The sequence below is a fragment of the Mycobacterium tuberculosis complex sp. N0072 genome (assembly GCF_030323725.1).
GTDB lineage: Bacteria > Actinomycetota > Actinomycetes > Mycobacteriales > Mycobacteriaceae > Mycobacterium > Mycobacterium tuberculosis.
Genome location: NZ_CP040689.1, coordinates 278,261 through 296,312, shown reverse-complemented (window position 1 = coordinate 296,312; position 18,052 = coordinate 278,261). Strand labels below are relative to the sequence as shown.

Here is an 18,052-nt window from a genome sequence, read left to right as displayed (position 1 = left end):
AGGTGAGAGGACCGACACGGCCAGGATCACCGCTAACCCAACCGGTTGGTTAGTTAGTTGGTGCAATGTAGCTCACATCAACTTGCATTGACCTATGCAACGGATATATTTTGACGGTGTTACTGGTGGGTAACTTGGTTTCGAGTACCCAACCCTACCCAACCCTGAGGTGGCACTCTCAACGAGGAGGATCGGCAGTGAGCCACTACCGGAGCAACGTCCGTGACCAGGTTTTTAACCTGTTCGAAGTGCTGGGCGTCGACAAAGCTTTGGGCCATGGCGAATTCAGCGACGTCGACGTCGACACCGCCCGCGACATGCTGGCCGAGGTCAGCCGGCTGGCCGAGGGGCCGGTGGCCGAGTCGTTCGTCGAAGGGGACCGCAACCCGCCCGTTTTCGACCCGAAAACCCACTCGGTGATGCTGCCGGAATCGTTCAAAAAGTCAGTCAACGCGATGCTGGAAGCCGGTTGGGACAAGGTCGGCATCGACGAGGCACTCGGGGGCATGCCGATGCCCAAGGCAGTGGTCTGGGCGCTGCATGAGCACATCTTGGGCGCCAATCCGGCGGTATGGATGTACGCCGGCGGCGCGGGCTTCGCCCAGATCCTCTACCACCTCGGCACCGAGGAGCAGAAGAAGTGGGCGGTCCTAGCCGCCGAACGCGGCTGGGGATCGACCATGGTGCTCACCGAGCCGGATGCCGGCTCCGATGTGGGCGCTGCCCGAACCAAAGCTGTCCAACAGGCCGACGGGTCCTGGCACATCGACGGCGTCAAGCGGTTCATTACCTCGGGTGACTCCGGCGACCTGTTCGAGAACATCTTCCACCTGGTGCTGGCTCGCCCGGAGGGCGCCGGTCCCGGCACCAAGGGCCTGTCGCTGTACTTCGTGCCCAAGTTCCTGTTCGACGTCGAAACCGGCGAACCCGGCGAGCGCAATGGCGTGTTCGTCACCAACGTCGAACACAAGATGGGCCTAAAGGTCTCGGCGACCTGTGAACTGGCGTTCGGCCAACACGGCGTCCCCGCCAAGGGCTGGCTGGTCGGCGAGGTACACAACGGCATCGCGCAGATGTTCGAGGTCATTGAGCAGGCCCGCATGATGGTCGGCACGAAGGCCATCGCGACGCTGTCCACCGGCTACCTCAACGCGCTTCAGTACGCCAAGTCCCGCGTGCAGGGTGCCGACCTGACCCAGATGACCGACAAGACCGCGCCCCGGGTGACGATCACACATCACCCCGACGTGCGCCGCTCGCTGATGACCCAGAAGGCTTACGCCGAGGGCCTGCGTGCGCTCTACCTCTACACCGCCACTTTCCAGGACGCGGCTGTCGCCGAGGTGGTGCACGGTGTGGACGCCAAGTTGGCCGTCAAGGTCAACGACCTGATGTTGCCGGTAGTCAAGGGTGTGGGCTCCGAACAGGCTTACGCCAAGCTCACTGAAAGCCTGCAAACCCTGGGTGGATCCGGCTTCTTGCAGGACTATCCGATCGAGCAGTACATCCGGGACGCCAAGATCGACTCCCTGTACGAAGGCACCACCGCCATCCAGGCACAAGACTTCTTCTTCCGCAAAATCGTCCGTGACAAGGGCGTGGCGTTGGCGCACGTGTCAGGCCAGATCCAGGAGTTCGTCGACAGCGGTGCTGGCAACGGCCGGCTGAAGACCGAACGCGCGCTGCTGGCCAAGGCGCTCACCGACGTCCAGGGCATGGCGGCCGCACTGACCGGCTACCTGATGGCCGCGCAGCAGGACGTCACCAGCCTCTACAAGGTGGGCTTGGGTTCGGTGCGCTTCTTGATGAGCGTCGGTGACCTCATCATCGGCTGGTTGCTGCAGCGTCAGGCCGCGGTGGCGGTGGCGGCACTCGACGCGGGTGCCACCGGCGACGAGCGGTCCTTCTACGAAGGCAAAGTCGCGGTGGCGTCGTTCTTCGCGAAGAACTTCTTGCCGCTGTTGACCAGCACCCGCGAGGTGATCGAGACGCTGGACAACGACATCATGGAACTCGACGAGGCCGCGTTCTGATCCTTATCTGTTGACTCTGCGTCCACCGGACGGGTTACTCGCACTTTTGCGTGGTGGACGCAGAGTCAACGAACGATGGGGCAAGCCCAAAAAGACCGCCGCTGGGTCCCCTCCCACCAGCGGCGGCCCTTTCCAGGGGATTGCCCCGCATTGCCGTCGGGGTCGGGGAGTCAGACAACAACACGGGGCTATCCGAGTGATCGGGTACCCATCTGCTCAGGGCGCAAACCACCCGCAACACATTTCTTTGGGCGGCCCACCGGCCACTCGGGACTTCCCGCGAGGCACTTACCGAGCCGTCAGCGTCAGGCCTCCAAAATCGCGGCCACACCTTGGCCGCCGGCCGCGCAGATCGAAATCAGCCCGCGCAGCGGTCCGCCGCCTTTTTTCGCCGCCTTCTTCTCGGCGAGCTGCTTGGCGGTCTGCGCCAAAATCCGCCCACCGGTCGCCGCGAAGGGGTGCCCGGCGGCCAACGACGACCCGTTGACGTTGAGCTTGGACCGATCGATCGACCCCAGCGCGGCGTCCAGGCCCAGCCGCCGCTTGCAGTACTCCTCGGACTCCCACGCCGCCAGATGCGCGAGCACCACGGAGGCAAACGCCTCGTGGATTTCGTAGAAGTCGAAGTCCTGCAGGCTCAACCCGTTACGGGCCAGCAGCCGGGGTACCGCGTAGGTCGGCGCCATCAACAGGCCGTCGTTGCCGTTGACATAGTCGACCGCGGCGGTCTCGGCATCCACGAGATAGGCCAGCGGAGCCAGCGAGTGTGCCTCCGCCCACTGTTCGCTGGCCAGCAATGCCACCGAGGCGCCGTCGGTCAGCGGAGTCGAATTGCCGGCCGTCATCGTCGCGTCACCGGCCTTCACTCCGAAGACCGGACGCAGCGTGGCCAGTTTCTCGACGCTGGAGTTAGGCCGCAGATTGTCGTCTCGGTACAGCCCTAAAAACGGACTGACCAGGTCGTCGAAGAAACCCCGGTCGTAGGCGTCGGCCATATTGCGATGGCTGGCGGCGGCCAGCTCGTCCTGGTCTACGCGTTTGATGCCCATCTGCTTGGCGGTGACGGCGGCGTGCTCGCCCATCGACAGCCCGGTGCGCGGCTCGCTGTTGGCGGGGATCTCCACGCCCAGGCTGGCCGGCAGCGTGCCCACCAGCTTGAGGCGTTGCACGTTGGACCTAGATCGGCGCAGCTTGAGCAGGGTGCGGCGCAGGTCGTCGCCCAGGCCGATCGGCGGGTCCGAGGTGGTGTCCACCCCGCCAGCGGCGGCCACCTCATACCGCCCGGCGGCAATGCCGTCGGCGGCCGCGATCGCGGCCTGCAGGCCCGTCCCGCAGGCCTGCTGCAGGTCGAACGCCGGCGTGTACGGCGAGAGTTCGGAGCCCAGCACGCATTCGCGCATTAGATTGAAGTCGCGGCTGTGTTTGAGCACCGCACCGCCCACCACCATGTCCAGCCGCTCGCCGGCGAGTCCGAATCGGTCCACCAAGCCGCTCAGCGCCGCGGTGAACATGTCCTGGTTGGACGCATCCGCGTAGGCACCGTCCGATCTGGCGAACGGGATGCGGTTGCCGCCCAGTACGGCGACTCGCCGCCTGGTCTGTGAAGTGTTCTTAGCAGCAGGGGCCACTGTTTTCTCCGTTGATCAGTTCGGGGGATCGGCCGTTGAGGGCCATACTACCCACTGTTCTTACTCTGAAGTAAGTTAGTCCTCGATACGGTTACGTGTATTGGCGCGCCCGACCCCCACACGATACGGAAGGCAGCTGAAGTGGCTCCCAAGCGTTCGTCCGATCTGTTCTCGCAGGTTGTCAACTCCGGTCCAGGATCGTTTTTGGCCAGGCAATTGGGTGTTCCGCAACCCGAGACGCTTCGCCGCTATCGAGCAGGCGAACCGCCACTGACCGGGTCGCTGCTGATCGGCGGGGCCGGCAGGGTCGTCGAACCACTGCGCGCGGCACTCGAAAAGGACTACGACCTGGTAGGAAACAACCTGGGCGGGCGCTGGGCGGACTCGTTCGGCGGGCTGGTCTTCGACGCCACCGGCATCACAGAGCCGGCCGGGCTCAAGGGGCTGCACGAGTTCTTTACTCCGGTACTGCGCAATCTCGGCCGTTGCGGGCGCGTGGTGGTTGTTGGCGGCACACCCGAAGCGGCCGCCAGCACGAACGAGCGGATCGCGCAGCGCGCGCTGGAGGGCTTCACCCGCTCGCTGGGCAAGGAACTGCGCCGCGGTGCGACAACGGCGTTGGTCTACCTGTCGCCGGACGCCAAGCCCGCAGCTACCGGCCTCGAGTCGACCATGCGATTCCTGCTGTCGGCCAAGTCGGCCTACGTCGACGGCCAAGTCTTCTCTGTCGGGGCGGACGATTCCACACCGCCGGCCGACTGGGAGAAGCCGCTGGACGGCAAGGTCGCCATTGTGACCGGCGCGGCCCGCGGCATCGGCGCAACCATCGCCGAGGTGTTCGCTCGCGACGGCGCCCACGTGGTCGCCATCGATGTGGAGTCCGCCGCCGAGAACCTGGCCGAAACCGCCAGCAAGGTGGGCGGCACCGCGCTGTGGCTCGACGTCACCGCCGACGATGCCGTCGACAAGATCAGCGAGCACCTGCGCGACCACCACGGTGGCAAGGCCGACATCCTGGTCAACAACGCCGGCATCACCCGTGACAAGCTGCTGGCCAACATGGACGATGCGCGTTGGGACGCCGTCCTGGCTGTCAATCTGCTTGCCCCGTTGCGGCTCACCGAGGGTCTGGTGGGCAACGGCAGCATCGGAGAGGGTGGTCGGGTGATCGGGCTGTCGTCGATCGCCGGCATCGCCGGCAACCGCGGCCAGACCAACTACGCCACCACCAAGGCCGGGATGATCGGCATCACCCAGGCGCTGGCACCCGGCCTGGCCGCGAAAGGCATCACGATCAACGCCGTGGCACCGGGATTCATCGAAACCCAGATGACGGCCGCCATCCCGCTGGCCACCCGTGAGGTAGGCCGCCGGCTGAACTCGCTGCTGCAGGGCGGGCAGCCCGTCGACGTCGCCGAGGCCATCGCCTACTTCGCCAGCCCGGCGTCAAACGCGGTGACCGGCAACGTCATTCGTGTCTGCGGCCAGGCCATGATCGGCGCGTGAGGGGACAGTAGTGACTCAACCCAGCGGCCTGAAGAACCTGCTGCGCGCGGCGGCCGGGGCGCTACCCGTGGTGCCCCGGACAGACCAGCTGCCCAACCGGACGGTGACCGTCGAGGAGCTGCCGATCGACCCCGCCAACGTCGCGGCCTACGCGGCGGTCACCGGTCTGCGCTACGGCAACCAGGTGCCGTTGACCTATCCGTTCGCGTTGACTTTTCCATCGGTGATGTCGTTGGTGACCGGCTTCGACTTCCCGTTCGCCGCAATGGGAGCGATACACACCGAGAACCGCATCACGCAATACCGGCCGATCGCGGTCACCGACGCGGTGGGCGTGCGGGTGCGCGCGGAGAATCTGCGCGAACACCGCAGGGGCCTGCTGGTCGATCTGGTGACCAACGTCAGCGTCGGCAACGATGTCGCCTGGCACCAGGTGACGACGTTCCTGCATCAACAACGCACCAGCTTGTCCGGCGAACACAAACCGCCGCCGCAAAAAAAGCCCAAGCTACCCCCGCCCGCCGCGGTCCTGCGGATCACCCCGGCGAAGATCCGCCGCTATGCCGCCGTCGGCGGCGATCACAACCCGATCCACACCAACCCGATCGCGGCGAAACTGTTCGGCTTCCCCACCGTCATCGCGCACGGGATGTTCACTGCCGCGGCGGTATTGGCGAATATCGAAGCCCGTTTTCCGGACGCGGTGCGCTATTCGGTTCGGTTCGCCAAGCCGGTGCTGCTGCCGGCCACCGCGGGACTCTACGTCGCCGAAGGCGATGGCGGCTGGGATCTCACGCTGCGCAATATGGCCAAGGGATACCCCCACCTGACCGCTACCGTGCGGGGTCTATAGCCGGGGCCACGCGGATCGGCCCGGCGTGGTCAGCCATCCGACGTTATCGGGTCCCACACGCGTGAGAAGCCGAAGTCGGTGAAGCCGTTGATGTTTCGAGTGGCGAATTCGTCGACACCATGATGGCGCAAGGTCAGTGCCAGCCGGGCATCGAATAGGCGCCGGCGAGCAATTCTAGGCGTGGCCGCCAACACCCACACCTCGTTCATGACCGGAGCGTTCTCGAGGAGCGCCCACCGCCGGTTGCGACGGAACGTCTGACAGACTTCCGCCGCCTCGGGGCCCTCGAGCGGTCGCGTCACCACCGTAGGATTCCGCAGCAATTGATACAGCTCCATAAGCACGAGTTCGCAGACTGCGACGTCGGCTCGACCAGCGCACTCGACGAGGAAGGCGGCGGCGGCGTCATGCTCGGGGCAATCCCGGTTCTGCGCGTACAGCAGGATATTCGTATCGATCGAGAGCACGGGCTACTCACGCCTCGTTGGCGAGCTCGCGCCACGTTTCTTCGGACGCACGAAACGGACCGAGTCGACGCGGCGTGGGCGGCTGCCAGGTGTCGGACGCCGCATCGCGCCTCGGATAGATCCGCACCATGTGCTCCAGCCCGCGACGAACGACCTCGGCAAGGGTCATTTCGTGCTCGTGCGCGACCCGCTTGGCGTCCCGGTAAAGCTCATCTGGGAGCTGGACTTGCGTTCGAATCATACATCGAATTTACATCTGCATCTAAAATACACCCACATCTCAGTGGCCGATACCGCGCAGGTCAGTGCCCGGTCTCGAGCCGATCCACCGGCGCGCCCTTGAGGCCGAGCCAGAACAGGTTGATCATCATCTCGGCCGCCTCGTCAACGTCGGTGTCACCGATACCGAGCCGGGTGGCCACTGCCTCGCCGGCGCCCACCAGCGCGACGGCCATCATCTCGATTTCGGCGTCCGTAAGCGGGCCGCGGGTGCCGGCCCGCACCAACTCGGCCACCAGTTGGACGATCTGTTCGCGCCCCTCACGCACCGTGTGCGCGAACGCTTGGGAGCTGGTGGCCTGGGTGTACATCACGATCCACGACGCCCGGTTGGCATCGATATAGCGTAGGAACGACACGATGGTGTTGCGCAGCAAGTCTTTCGGGCTCTGGTCGAAGTTGATGCTGGAACGCAACGCGTCGATGAACCGGCTCATCTCACGGTTCAGGCAGGCGCCGAACAGGTCTTCCTTGGAGCCGTAGTACAGGTACAGCATCGGCTTGGAGATCTGCGCCTCGGCAGCGATCGCGTCCATCGAGGTCTCGTGGTAGCCGTTAACCGAGAACATCTGCACGGCGGCATCGAGCATCTGCTGCTCTCGGACAGCACGCGGTAGTCGCTTGGTACCACCTGCCATCGCCAGCCCCTTTTGGGCCCCTGTAGCCCGTCTATCTAACCCTACGGTAAGCAGTGGGGCGCCAGCCGCACATCGCTAACGGCCACACCCCGGGTTGGGCCCCTTCATGGTCGCCACCCGCACCACCGACCGGTCGACCGCCGACATCGGCAATTCACCGGCGCGCAGCGCCTGTTCCAGGCGGTCCAGCACCGCGGGCACCTCTTTGGTGGTAACCCACAGTGCGATATCGGCACCGGCTTGCAAGGTGCGCAACACCGCCTCGCTGACGCCAAACCGGTCTGAGATCGCGGCCATACCAGAGAGGTCGTCGCTGAACACTGGACCATCGAACGGCGGTGCGCCGTATCCCGTGCCGGTGCGCAGCAGGTTCACCGCGGCCTTGCTCAGACTGGCCGGCTCGGAGCCGGTCAACCCAGGAACCTGCAGATGACCCACCATCACACCGACCGGCGCCTGGGTCACCAGCGTTCGGTAGGGCACCAGGTCATCGCCCACCAGGTCATCAAGCGGTGGTGTCGTGACACCCCCGTTGTGCGAATCACCCGAGCCACGCCCGTGACCGGGGAAATGCTTGAGCACCGGCAGCACCCCGGCATCGCGCAGACCCTGCGCGTACGCCCCGGCATACGCGGTGACCGTAGCCGGATCCGAGCCGAACGACCGGTCCCCGATCACCGTGTCATCCGGGGCGTCGGTGACGTCGACCACCGGGGCGAAGTCGATGGTGATACCCAGCTTTCTCATCTGCCGGCCGCGGTCTCGAGCCAAGTCGCGCACCTGCTGGACGGTTCGGGTTTGTGCCAGTTCGCGGGCCGACGGCCCCGTACCGCCGATCAGCGACCTCAACCGGGACACCCGCCCGCCTTCCTCGTCGACACTCACCGCCAGCGGCAGCGGACCCCCGCCGGCAACGATCTCGGCCAGCGCGCCGTCAAAAATCGTCAGGTCGGTGTCGCTGCCGATGAGGATGCCGCCGACGTGGTAGTTGGTGACCACGGCTTGGGCGTCCGCAGCATCTCGCACGCCGACCACCAGCAGCTGGGCCAGCTTGTCACGGGGGGACAGCAGCGCCGGGATCCCCGCCGGCTCGGCGCAGCTCCGGGGCACGGGAACGGCTACCGGAGTTGCGGGCGACGCGCCGGAGGTCGTCGACGATCCGGTGGGTGTGCCGCCATGGCTGCAGGCCACCACCAACGCTGCTGCCGCAGCGAGTATCGCCAGTGTGCGTGGAAAAGCCATCCGGACATGCTGTCACGGTGGCGCATACGCTCCGGGTTGGGGGGCCAGGCCCACGCTTCTGCTAAGTTGCCTCTAGCCTCTCAAGCCGCACCCGCAGCCGTCGAGGAGCCACCGATGAACCGGATCGTCGCGCCCGCCGCCGCAAGCGTGGTGGTTGGTCTGTTGCTGGGCGCGGCCGCGATCTTCGGAGTGACCCTGATGGTGCAGCAGGACAAGAAACCGCCACTCCCCGGGGGCGATCCGTCGTCATCAGTGCTCAACCGGGTCGAGTACGGTAACCGTAGCTAGCCCCGCGACCCGGGCGCCGCAGGCTGAGGCGGCCTCCGGGTCGCAGGTGGCGCCGTTGTCTCGCAAATGGCTGCCGGTGGTCGGCGCGGTAGCGTTGGCGCTGACGTTCGCCCAATCCCCCGGACAAGTCTCCCCCGACACCAAGCTGGACCTCACCGCCAACCCGCTGCGCTTCCTGGCGCGTGCGACCAACCTGTGGAACAGCGACCTGCCGTTCGGGCAGGCGCAGAACCAGGCCTACGGGTATCTGTTTCCGCACGGCACCTTCTTCGTGATCGGTCACCTGCTGGGAGTGCCCGGCTGGGTCACTCAGCGGCTGTGGTGGGCGGTGTTGCTCACGGTCGGCTTCTGGGGCCTGCTGCGGGTAGCCGAGGCGCTGGGCGTCGGCGGCCCGTCCTCGCGGGTGGTCGGCGCCGTGGCGTTCGCGCTGTCACCACGGGTGCTGACCACACTCGGGTCGATCTCGTCGGAAACCTTGCCGATGATGCTGGCGCCGTGGGTGCTGCTGCCCACGATCCTGGCGCTGCGGGGGACTTCTGGCCGCTCGGTGCGCGCGCTGGCCGCCCAAGCCGGGCTGGCGGTGGCGCTGATGGGCGCGGTCAACGCCATCGCGACGCTGGCCGGTTGCCTGCCGGCGGTGATCTGGTGGGCCTGTCACCGGCCGAATCGGTTGTGGTGGCGCTACACCGCGTGGTGGCTGTTGGCGATGGCCCTGGCGACACTGTGGTGGGTAATGGCGCTGACGCAGCTGCACGGGGTCAGTCCGCCGTTTCTGGACTTCATCGAATCTTCCGGCGTGACCACGCAATGGTCCTCGCTGGTGGAGGTGCTGCGCGGCACCGACAGCTGGACGCCGTTCGTGGCGCCGAACGCGACCGCGGGCGCGCCGTTGGTCACCGGATCGGCGGCCATCCTGGGCACCTGCCTGGTCGCAGCGGCCGGGCTGGCCGGACTGACTAGCCCGGCGATGCCGGCGCGCGGCCGGCTGGTGACGATGCTGTTGGTCGGGGTGGTGCTGCTGGCCGTCGGCCACCGCGGCGGGCTGGCTTCGCCGGTCGCCCACCCGGTGCAGGCGTTCCTGGACGCCGCCGGCACCCCCCTGCGCAACGTACACAAGGTGGGGCCGGTGATCCGGCTGCCCCTGGTGCTGGGCTTGGCGCAGCTGCTGAGCCGAGTTCCGCTGCCAGGCAGCGCGCCGAGGCCGGCGTGGCTGCGCGCGTTCGCGCACCCCGAGCGGGACAAGCGAGTAGCGGTGGCGGTGGTAGCCCTGACCGCGCTGATGGTCAGCACCTCGCTGGCGTGGACCGGCCGGGTCGCCCCGCCCGGCACGTTCGGTGCGCTTCCCCAGTACTGGCAGGAGGCCGCCGACTGGCTGCGCACACACCATGCCGCGACGCCCACTCCCGGGCGGGTGCTGGTGGTCCCGGGCGCCCCGTTCGCCACCCAGGTGTGGGGCACCAGCCACGACGAGCCGCTGCAGGTGCTCGGCGACGGCCCGTGGGGCGTGCGCGACTCCATTCCGCTGACCCCGCCGCAGACCATTCGAGCGCTGGACTCCGTGCAACGCCTGTTCGCCGCCGGACGACCGTCGGCGGGGCTGGCCGATACCCTTGCCCGCCAAGGCATTTCCTATGTGCTGGTACGCAACGATCTGGATCCCGAGACGTCGCGCTCGGCACGACCGATTCTGCTGCACCGTAGCATCGCAGGGTCGCCCGGGCTAGCGAAGCTGGCGGAGTTCGGCGCGCCGGTGGGTCCTGATCCGCTGGCGGGTTTCGTCAACGACAGCGGCCTGCGACCCCGATATCCCGCGATTGAGATCTACCGGGTGAGCGCGCCCGCCAACCCCGGTGCGCCCTACTTCGCCGCGACCGACCAGCTCGCCCGCGTCGACGGCGGACCCGAGGTCCTGCTGCGTCTGGACGAACGACGCCGGCTGCAGGGCCAGCCCCCGCTGGGTCCGGTGCTGATGACCGCGGACGCTCGAGCTGCCGGCTTGCCGGTGCCCCAGGTCGCCGTCACCGACACCCCGGTGGCCCGCGAGACCGATTACGGCCGGGTGGACCACCACTCGTCGGCGATCCGGGCACCCGGCGACGCCCGGCACACCTACAACCGGGTGCCTGACTACCCGGTGCCGGGCGCGGAGCCGGTCGTCGGTGGATGGACCGGCGGCCGGATCACCGTGTCGAGCTCCTCGGCGGATGCCACCGCCATGCCCGACGTCGCCCCGGCGAGCGCACCCGCGGCCGCCGTCGACGGTGACCCGGCGACCGCTTGGGTGTCCAACGCGCTGCAGGCCGCCGTTGGGCAGTGGCTGCAGGTGGATTTCGACCGTCCGGTGACCAATGCCGTCGTCACCCTGACACCCAGCGCGACCGCGGTCGGCGCCCAGGTCCGACGCATCCTGATCGAGACCGTCAACGGCAGCACCACCCTGCGGTTCGATGAGGCGGGCAAACCGCTCACCGCCGCACTGCCCTACGGCGAAACCCCCTGGGTGCGGTTTACCGCGGCCGCCACCGACGACGGGTCGGCCGGTGTGCAGTTCGGCATCACCGATCTGGCCATCACCCAATACGATGCGTCCGGTTTCGCCCATCCGGTTCAGCTGCGACACACCGTGCTGGTGCCCGGGCCGCCGCCGGGTTCGGCGATCGCGGGCTGGGACCTGGGATCCGAACTGCTGGGCAGACCGGGCTGCGCCCCGGGACCCGACGGCGTGCGCTGCGCCGCCTCGATGGCCCTGGCACCCGAGGAACCGGCCAATCTCAGCCGCACACTGACCGTACCCCGCCCGGTGTCGGTGACCCCGATGGTGTGGGTGCGACCACGGCAGGGCCCGAAGCTGGCCGACTTGATCGCCGCGCCTTCCACCACCCGGGCCAGCGGTGATTCCGACCTTGTCGACATCCTCGGCTCGGCGTACGCGGCCGCCGACGGCGATCCGGCCACCGCCTGGACCGCGCCGCAGCGGGTGGTGCAACACAAAACCCCGCCGACGCTGACGCTGACCCTGCCGCGGCCCACCGTGGTGACCGGGCTGCGGCTGGCCGCCAGCCGGTCGATGTTGCCGGCCCATCCGACGGTGGTGGCCATCAACCTGGGCGACGGCCCCCAGGTCCGACAACTGCAGGTCGGCGAGCTAACGACGCTATGGCTGCATCCCCGGGTGACCGACACGGTGTCGGTCAGCCTGCTGGACTGGGACGATGTCATCGATCGCAACGCGCTGGGCTTCGACCAGCTCAAGCCGCCGGGGCTGGCCGAAGTGGTGGTGCTTGGCGCCGGCGGCGCCCCGATTGCGCCGGCCGACGCCGCCCGCAACCGCGCGCGTGCGCTCACCGTGGATTGCGATCACGGCCCGGTCGTCGCCGTCGCGGGCCGGTTCGTGCACACCTCGATCCGAACCACGGTGGGCGCCTTGCTGGACGGTGAACCGGTCGCCGCGCTCCCGTGTGAACGCGAGCCGATAGCGCTGCCGGCGGGACAGCAGGAATTGCTGATCAGCCCCGGCGCCGCGTTCGTGGTCGACGGTGCCCAGTTGTCAACTCCCGGTGCTGGATTGTCAAGCGCGACAGTTACTTCTGCTGAAACGGGTGCGTGGGGTCCCACCCACCGCGAAGTTCGGGTTCCCGAGTCGGCCACTTCCCGGGTGCTGGTGGTACCCGAAAGCATCAACTCGGGCTGGGTGGCCCGCACGAGCACCGGGGCCCGGCTGACACCGATCGCCGTCAACGGGTGGCAGCAGGCCTGGGTGGTGCCCGCCGGGAACCCCGGCACCATCACGCTGACATTCGCACCGAACTCGCTGTATCGGGCGAGCCTGGCGATAGGGCTGGCCCTGCTGCCCCTGCTAGCTCTGCTGGCGTTCTGGCGGACCGGGCGACGGCAGCTCGCCGACCGGCCCACACCACCCTGGAGGCCCGGAGCCTGGGCGGCGGCCGGGGTGCTGGCGGCCGGGGCGGTGATCGCCAGCATCGCCGGGGTCATGGTGATGGGCACGGCCCTCGGTGTGCGGTATGCACTGCGCCGCCGGGAGCGACTACGTGACCGGGTCACCGTCGGACTGGCTGCGGGCGGGCTGATCCTGGCCGGCGCTGCGCTGTCCCGGCATCCGTGGCGGTCGGTCGACGGATACGCCGGGAACTGGGCCAGTGTGCAACTGCTGGCACTGATTTCGGTTTCCGTGGTGGCGGCATCGGTGGTCGCCACATCAGAGTCTCGTGGTCAAGACCGCATGCAATAGTTGGTGTGAACGCCGTGTCCAAGGAGTAACGGCCATGGGATGGTTTTCAGCGCCCGAATATTGGCTGGGCAGACTGGCGCTGGAGCGCGGCACGGCGATTATTTATCTGATCGCATTCGTCGCGGCCGCACAGCAGTTCCGGCCCCTCATCGGAGAGCACGGCATGCTGCCGGTGCCGCGGTATCTGGCTGGACAGTCCTTCTGGCGAACACCGAGCATCTTTCACTTTCGCTATTCCGATCGGGTGTTCGCCGGGGTCTGCTGGTTGGGTGCCGTGTTGTCGGCAGCCGTCGTCGCCGGTGCGGCCTCCTTCGTGCCGTTGTGGGCCACGATGCTGATCTGGCTGACGCTGTGGGTGCTCTACCTGTCCATCGTCAACGTCGGGCAGGCGTGGTACTCATTCGGTTGGGAGTCGCTGCTGCTGGAGACCGGCTTCCTGATGATCTTCCTCGGAAACGAGCGCACCGCCCCGCCGATTCTGACGTTGTTGTTGGCGCGCTGGCTGCTGTTCCGGGTCGAATTCGGTGCCGGATTGATCAAGATGCGCGGCGACTCGTGCTGGCGCAGTCTGACGTGCCTGTACTACCACCACGAAACACAGCCCATGCCGGGCCCGTTGAGCTGGTTCTTCCATCACCTGCCTAAGCCATTGCACCGGATTGAGGTGGCGGGCAACCATTTCGCCCAGCTCGTGGTGCCGTTTGGGTTGTTCACACCACAGCCCGCAGCCAGCATCGCCGCCGCGATCATCGTGGTTACCCAGCTATGGCTGGTGGCATCGGGAAATTTCTCCTGGCTCAATTGGCTGACCATCCTCTTGGCGTGCAGCGCGATCGACACATCTTCGGCCGCGGCGCTGCTGCCGATGCCGGCCCAGCCGGCGCTGTCGGCACCGCCGCAGTGGTTCGCCGGCCTCGTGGTCGTATTCACCGCGGCGGTGCTGTTGCTGAGCTACTGGCCGGCACGCAATCTGCTGTCCTCTCATCAACGAATGAACATGTCGTTCAACCCCTTTCATTTGGTCAACACCTACGGGGCGTTCGGCAGCATCTGCCGCACCCGCCGGGAAGTGGTAATCGAAGGGACCGACGAGTCACCGATTACCGAACAAACCGTCTGGAAAGCATACGAATTCAAGGGCAAGCCCGGTGATCCGCGCCGGCTGCCGCGGCAATGGGCCCCCTACCATCTGCGGCTGGACTGGCTCATGTGGTTCGCCGCCATCTCACCGGGCTACGCACTACCGTGGATGACGCCATTCCTAAACCGGTTGCTGCGCAATGATCCTGCGACGCTGAAGCTGTTGCGCCACAATCCTTTCCCGCAATCTCCGCCTCGGTATGTGCGCGCGCAGCTGTATCAGTACCGCTTCACCACCGTGGCCGAGCTGCGACGGGACCGAGCCTGGTGGCACCGCACGCTGATCGGGCGCTACGTCCCACCGATGTCGCTACGCAAAGTCGCCTCGCCACCGGCCGATTGAACGGGCCGATTAGCTCCCGACGAACATGCGATCGGTGACATGTTCCGCCACGCTGGTCCTGCCCGTGATAGAGCCCACCCCAGCCGATAGGAGGCCCCGACACCTCCTGCTCGGGAGCGCTGGCCACGTTAGTGGCAGGCTGGACACCGGACGATTTGTGCAAACCCACCCAGCAAAGGATGTCAGCGTGCCCATCGCCACCATCAACCCGGCTACCGGCGAAACAGTCAAGACATTCACTGCGGCGACCGATGACGAAGTCGACGCGGCAATAGCCCGGGCCCACCGGCGGTTCGCCGACTACCGCCAGACCAGCTTCGCCCAGCGCGCCCGGTGGGCCAATGCCACCGCCGACTTGCTGGAAGCCGAGGCCGACCAGGCCGCCGCGATGATGACGCTCGAGATGGGCAAGACGCTGGCCGCGGCCAAAGCCGAGGCACTGAAGTGCGCCAAGGGTTTTCGCTACTACGCCGAAAACGCCGAGGCGTTGCTGGCCGACGAACCCGCCGATGCGGCCAAGGTCGGGGCGTCGGCGGCCTACGGCCGATACCAGCCGCTCGGGGTGATCCTGGCGGTGATGCCATGGAACTTCCCCCTGTGGCAAGCGGTTCGGTTCGCCGCACCGGCACTGATGGCCGGAAACGTCGGCCTGCTCAAGCACGCGTCGAACGTGCCGCAATGCGCGCTGTACCTGGCCGACGTCATCGCCCGAGGCGGCTTCCCGGACGGCTGCTTCCAGACGTTGCTTGTTAGCTCGGGAGCCGTCGAAGCCATCCTGCGTGATCCCCGGGTCGCGGCGGCCACGCTGACCGGAAGCGAGCCGGCCGGCCAATCGGTGGGCGCTATCGCCGGTAACGAGATCAAGCCGACCGTGCTCGAGCTCGGCGGCAGCGACCCGTTCATCGTTATGCCGTCGGCCGATCTGGACGCCGCGGTCAGCACCGCCGTCACCGGCCGGGTGCAGAACAACGGCCAATCCTGCATCGCCGCCAAGCGGTTCATCGTCCACGCCGACATTTACGACGATTTCGTCGACAAGTTCGTCGCGCGGATGGCGGCGTTACGGGTCGGCGACCCGACCGACCCGGACACCGACGTGGGCCCGCTGGCCACCGAGCAGGGCCGCAACGAGGTTGCCAAGCAAGTCGAGGATGCTGCCGCGGCGGGCGCGGTGATCCGGTGCGGCGGAAAGCGTCTCGACCGGCCGGGCTGGTTCTACCCGCCGACCGTGATCACCGACATCTCCAAGGACATGGCTCTCTACACCGAGGAGGTCTTCGGTCCGGTCGCCTCGGTGTTCCGCGCGGCGAACATCGACGAGGCCGTCGAGATCGCCAACGCCACCACCTTCGGGCTGGGATCCAACGCCTGGACCCGCGACGAGACCGAGCAACGACGCTTCATCGACGACATCGTGGCGGGCCAGGTTTTTATCAACGGCATGACGGTGTCCTATCCCGAATTGCCGTTCGGCGGGGTCAAGCGCTCGGGCTATGGCCGGGAACTGTCCGCACACGGGATACGCGAGTTCTGCAACATCAAGACCGTCTGGATCGCCTAGCGTTCCCCTGGCGAGCAGACGCAAAATCGCCCAATTCGGCACGAAATTGGGCGATTTTGCGTCTGCTCGCCAGGCCTAGGCCGAGGCCGCTGCCAGGGTGCGCCGGTCCTCGTCGGCGAAGGTGTCCTCCAGCTGCGCGGGCGAGTAGTCGACGTCGATTTCGGCGACCGGCCGGCCGCGGGCGTTGCTGATGGTGCCGAACCGGCGCATTCCCTTGTCGGTCGAGTATTGCAGGAAATCGTCCTTGGACAGGTCGAATGGGGGCTGGTCGCCGTACAGCGCAAAGCCCTCCTCGATGAGGCGCAGCGCCAGCGGGATGAGCTCGTTCATCCGTGTTTCGAACACCGTCCAATTGGCGTCGTCGGCGGCGACGTGGCGCCGACAGGTGAAGGTGCCCCAAGCCATGTGGCGTCGCTCGTCGTCACCGATGCGCCGGACCAGCTCCTGCATGCCGGGAAGGATTGCGCGTTCCACACAGATCTTGTGCCAGGCGTAGTAGCCCGTGAGCGCCAGCATGCCTTCCACGATGTGGTTGTAGGTGACCGACGCCCGGACCTGGGCGGCCGGTGAGGGATCGGCCGACAATGCGTTGAGGCACTCCGGCAACTCCGCGTAGAAGATTTGGCGGTAGGCGGGCAAGTCGTCGAGATAGCGATGCAAGTCTTCGCTGATTCCGACGGCATCCAGCCACATGCGAAACACCTGGGTGTGTTTGGCTTCCTCGAACGCGAACTGCGTCAGATACATCTCGTCGGCCAGCCGTCCCTCGGCCCGCATCGCGGACATGAACGGCTGGATGTCCTCGGTCACCGCCTCCTCGCCGGCAATGAACTGGGTGCACAATCGGGTGGCGTAGTCACGTTCGTCGTCCGACAACTTCTCCCAGTCCGCCCGGTCGCGCGTGAAGTCGATGTCGGCCGGATCCCAGAACTTTGCGTTGCCCCCGGCGAACAGCTTCAGTGGCAGGCTCGCCCAGTTGAGTCCGCCCGCGGCGAGCGAGCCCGAACGTGTGCGTGTCATGTGATCTCCTCCGATCGGGTCTGGGCTGAGTTGGTCGCGGGGTGCTGGGCATCGAAGGCCGCCGCCAGCACGGCGACAAGCCTGCGCACGGCCAGCGCGGGCTGCTCAGGTGTGGGCTCGTCGAGGCCCAGGATCGGATCCAAACCACGCATGTATGGAGCCAGCGCCAGGTGCGGAAAGATCAGCAGCAGCAGCGACATCAATGCACCGGTGTCGGAATCTGCGCGCAGGTCGCCCCGCGCGTGCGCGTCGCGCACCAGCGGCCGTAGCACGTCCAGGTAGTGGCGGTGCAGGACGCTGCGCACGCTGATGCGGGCATCGGTGTCGACCTCCAGGGTCGCCGCAGCATGCAACGCACGTTCCCGAGGATGCTCGGCGAAGTAGGCGACCCAGCCATCGAGCAGGTCGGTGAGGAATTCGAAGAACGGCCGGTTCGGGTCCAGCTCGCGGATCAGGTCCTCCATGTAGGAGCGGACTCGCTGGCTGGCGATGTCGGCAATAAACGCGTAGAGGTCGCGCTTGTCCGCGAAGTACTGGAACAGGCTGCCCTTGGCGACTCCGGCACGCCGGGCTATGACGTTCAAGCTGCCGCGGGAGAATCCGTGCGCACCGAACTCAGCCTCGGCGGCTTCCACCACGGCGGCACGGCGAGCCGGATCGACACGCGCCCACGTCACCGTCGGCATGGGGCCTCCTTGCGTTGGTGACCACTGGTCATTCTACTGTGCGCTGCATCACGGTCAAGGCTGGCGTCGAGATTGACACCAGCGCGCGAAAGTGCGAGTGGGCAACACGGCAGCGTCGA

Annotated in this window: 14 protein-coding genes; 7 read left to right on the top strand and 7 right to left on the bottom strand. The window is 66.9% G+C overall.

Annotation, left to right across the window (positions count from 1 at the left end):
• Window positions 1–197: 197 nt before the first annotated feature.
• On the top strand, window positions 198–2,033 hold the full coding sequence (locus FF952_RS01305; protein ID WP_003401312.1) for an acyl-CoA dehydrogenase: 1,836 nt from the start codon (window positions 198–200) through the stop codon (window positions 2,031–2,033).
• A 305-nt stretch (window positions 2,034–2,338) separates the two neighbouring features.
• Here the strand turns inward: FF952_RS01305 and FF952_RS01300 are convergent, their stop codons facing one another.
• On the bottom strand, window positions 2,339–3,661 hold the full coding sequence (locus FF952_RS01300) for an acetyl-CoA C-acetyltransferase (protein WP_003401309.1): 1,323 nt from the start codon (window positions 3,659–3,661) through the stop codon (window positions 2,339–2,341).
• Window positions 3,662–3,802: 141 nt separating this feature from the next.
• Between FF952_RS01300 and FF952_RS01295 the strand changes: the two genes are divergently transcribed.
• Together FF952_RS01295 and htdX are read left to right on the top strand one after the other, a co-directional pair.
• Entirely contained in the window at window positions 3,803–5,167 is a 1,365-nt protein-coding gene (locus FF952_RS01295) for a 3-oxoacyl-ACP reductase (RefSeq protein WP_003899869.1), read from the top strand.
• A gap of 10 nt (window positions 5,168–5,177) precedes the next feature.
• On the top strand, window positions 5,178–6,020 hold the full coding sequence (htdX, locus tag FF952_RS01290) for a MaoC/PaaZ C-terminal domain-containing protein (RefSeq protein ID WP_244736107.1): 843 nt from the start codon (window positions 5,178–5,180) through the stop codon (window positions 6,018–6,020).
• Window positions 6,021–6,049: 29 nt separating this feature from the next.
• On the opposite strand, the gene FF952_RS01285 is transcribed toward htdX, so the two are convergent.
• The 4 genes from FF952_RS01285 to lpqI all read right to left on the bottom strand — a co-directional run bounded on the left by FF952_RS01285 (window position 6,050) and on the right by lpqI (window position 8,646).
• The gene (locus FF952_RS01285) at window positions 6,050–6,487 is read right to left on the bottom strand and encodes a type II toxin-antitoxin system VapC family toxin (protein WP_003900837.1); all 438 of its coding nucleotides are present in this window, start codon (window positions 6,485–6,487) and stop codon (window positions 6,050–6,052) included.
• Window positions 6,488–6,494: 7 nt separating this feature from the next.
• On the bottom strand, window positions 6,495–6,728 hold the full coding sequence (locus FF952_RS01280; protein ID WP_003401300.1) for an antitoxin: 234 nt from the start codon (window positions 6,726–6,728) through the stop codon (window positions 6,495–6,497).
• Window positions 6,729–6,789: 61 nt separating this feature from the next.
• Window positions 6,790–7,404, bottom strand: a complete 615-nt coding sequence (locus FF952_RS01275) for a TetR/AcrR family transcriptional regulator (protein WP_003401297.1) — start codon at window positions 7,402–7,404, stop codon at window positions 6,790–6,792.
• 75 nt (window positions 7,405–7,479) lie between these two features.
• Window positions 7,480–8,646, bottom strand: a complete 1,167-nt coding sequence (gene lpqI / locus FF952_RS01270; RefSeq protein ID WP_003401295.1) for a beta-N-acetylhexosaminidase — start codon at window positions 8,644–8,646, stop codon at window positions 7,480–7,482.
• Window positions 8,647–8,760: 114 nt separating this feature from the next.
• On the opposite strand from lpqI, the gene FF952_RS01265 reads away from it, so the two are divergent.
• From FF952_RS01265 to FF952_RS01250, 4 genes are all read left to right on the top strand, one after another.
• The gene (locus FF952_RS01265) at window positions 8,761–8,934 is read left to right on the top strand and encodes a DUF2613 domain-containing protein (protein WP_003401289.1); all 174 of its coding nucleotides are present in this window, start codon (window positions 8,761–8,763) and stop codon (window positions 8,932–8,934) included.
• Window positions 8,935–8,980: 46 nt separating this feature from the next.
• Window positions 8,981–13,183, top strand: a complete 4,203-nt coding sequence (locus FF952_RS01260) for a DUF3367 domain-containing protein (protein WP_003902628.1) — start codon at window positions 8,981–8,983, stop codon at window positions 13,181–13,183.
• Window positions 13,184–13,217: 34 nt separating this feature from the next.
• Window positions 13,218–14,666 carry a lipase maturation factor family protein gene (locus FF952_RS01255; protein ID WP_003401279.1) on the top strand — a complete coding sequence of 483 codons (1,449 nt, stop codon included), beginning with the start codon at window positions 13,218–13,220 and terminating at the stop codon, window positions 14,664–14,666.
• Window positions 14,667–14,853: 187 nt separating this feature from the next.
• Window positions 14,854–16,227, top strand: a complete 1,374-nt coding sequence (locus tag FF952_RS01250) for an NADP-dependent succinic semialdehyde dehydrogenase (RefSeq protein ID WP_003912534.1) — start codon at window positions 14,854–14,856, stop codon at window positions 16,225–16,227.
• A gap of 75 nt (window positions 16,228–16,302) precedes the next feature.
• Here the strand turns inward: FF952_RS01250 and FF952_RS01245 are convergent, their stop codons facing one another.
• Window positions 16,303–17,247, bottom strand: a complete 945-nt coding sequence (locus tag FF952_RS01245) for a R2-like ligand-binding oxidase (protein ID WP_003401270.1) — start codon at window positions 17,245–17,247, stop codon at window positions 16,303–16,305.
• Window positions 17,244–17,933, bottom strand: a complete 690-nt coding sequence (locus tag FF952_RS01240; RefSeq protein ID WP_003401268.1) for a TetR family transcriptional regulator — start codon at window positions 17,931–17,933, stop codon at window positions 17,244–17,246. The genes FF952_RS01245 and FF952_RS01240 overlap by 4 nt, the downstream gene beginning before the upstream one ends.
• Window positions 17,934–18,052: the final 119 nt, after the last annotated feature.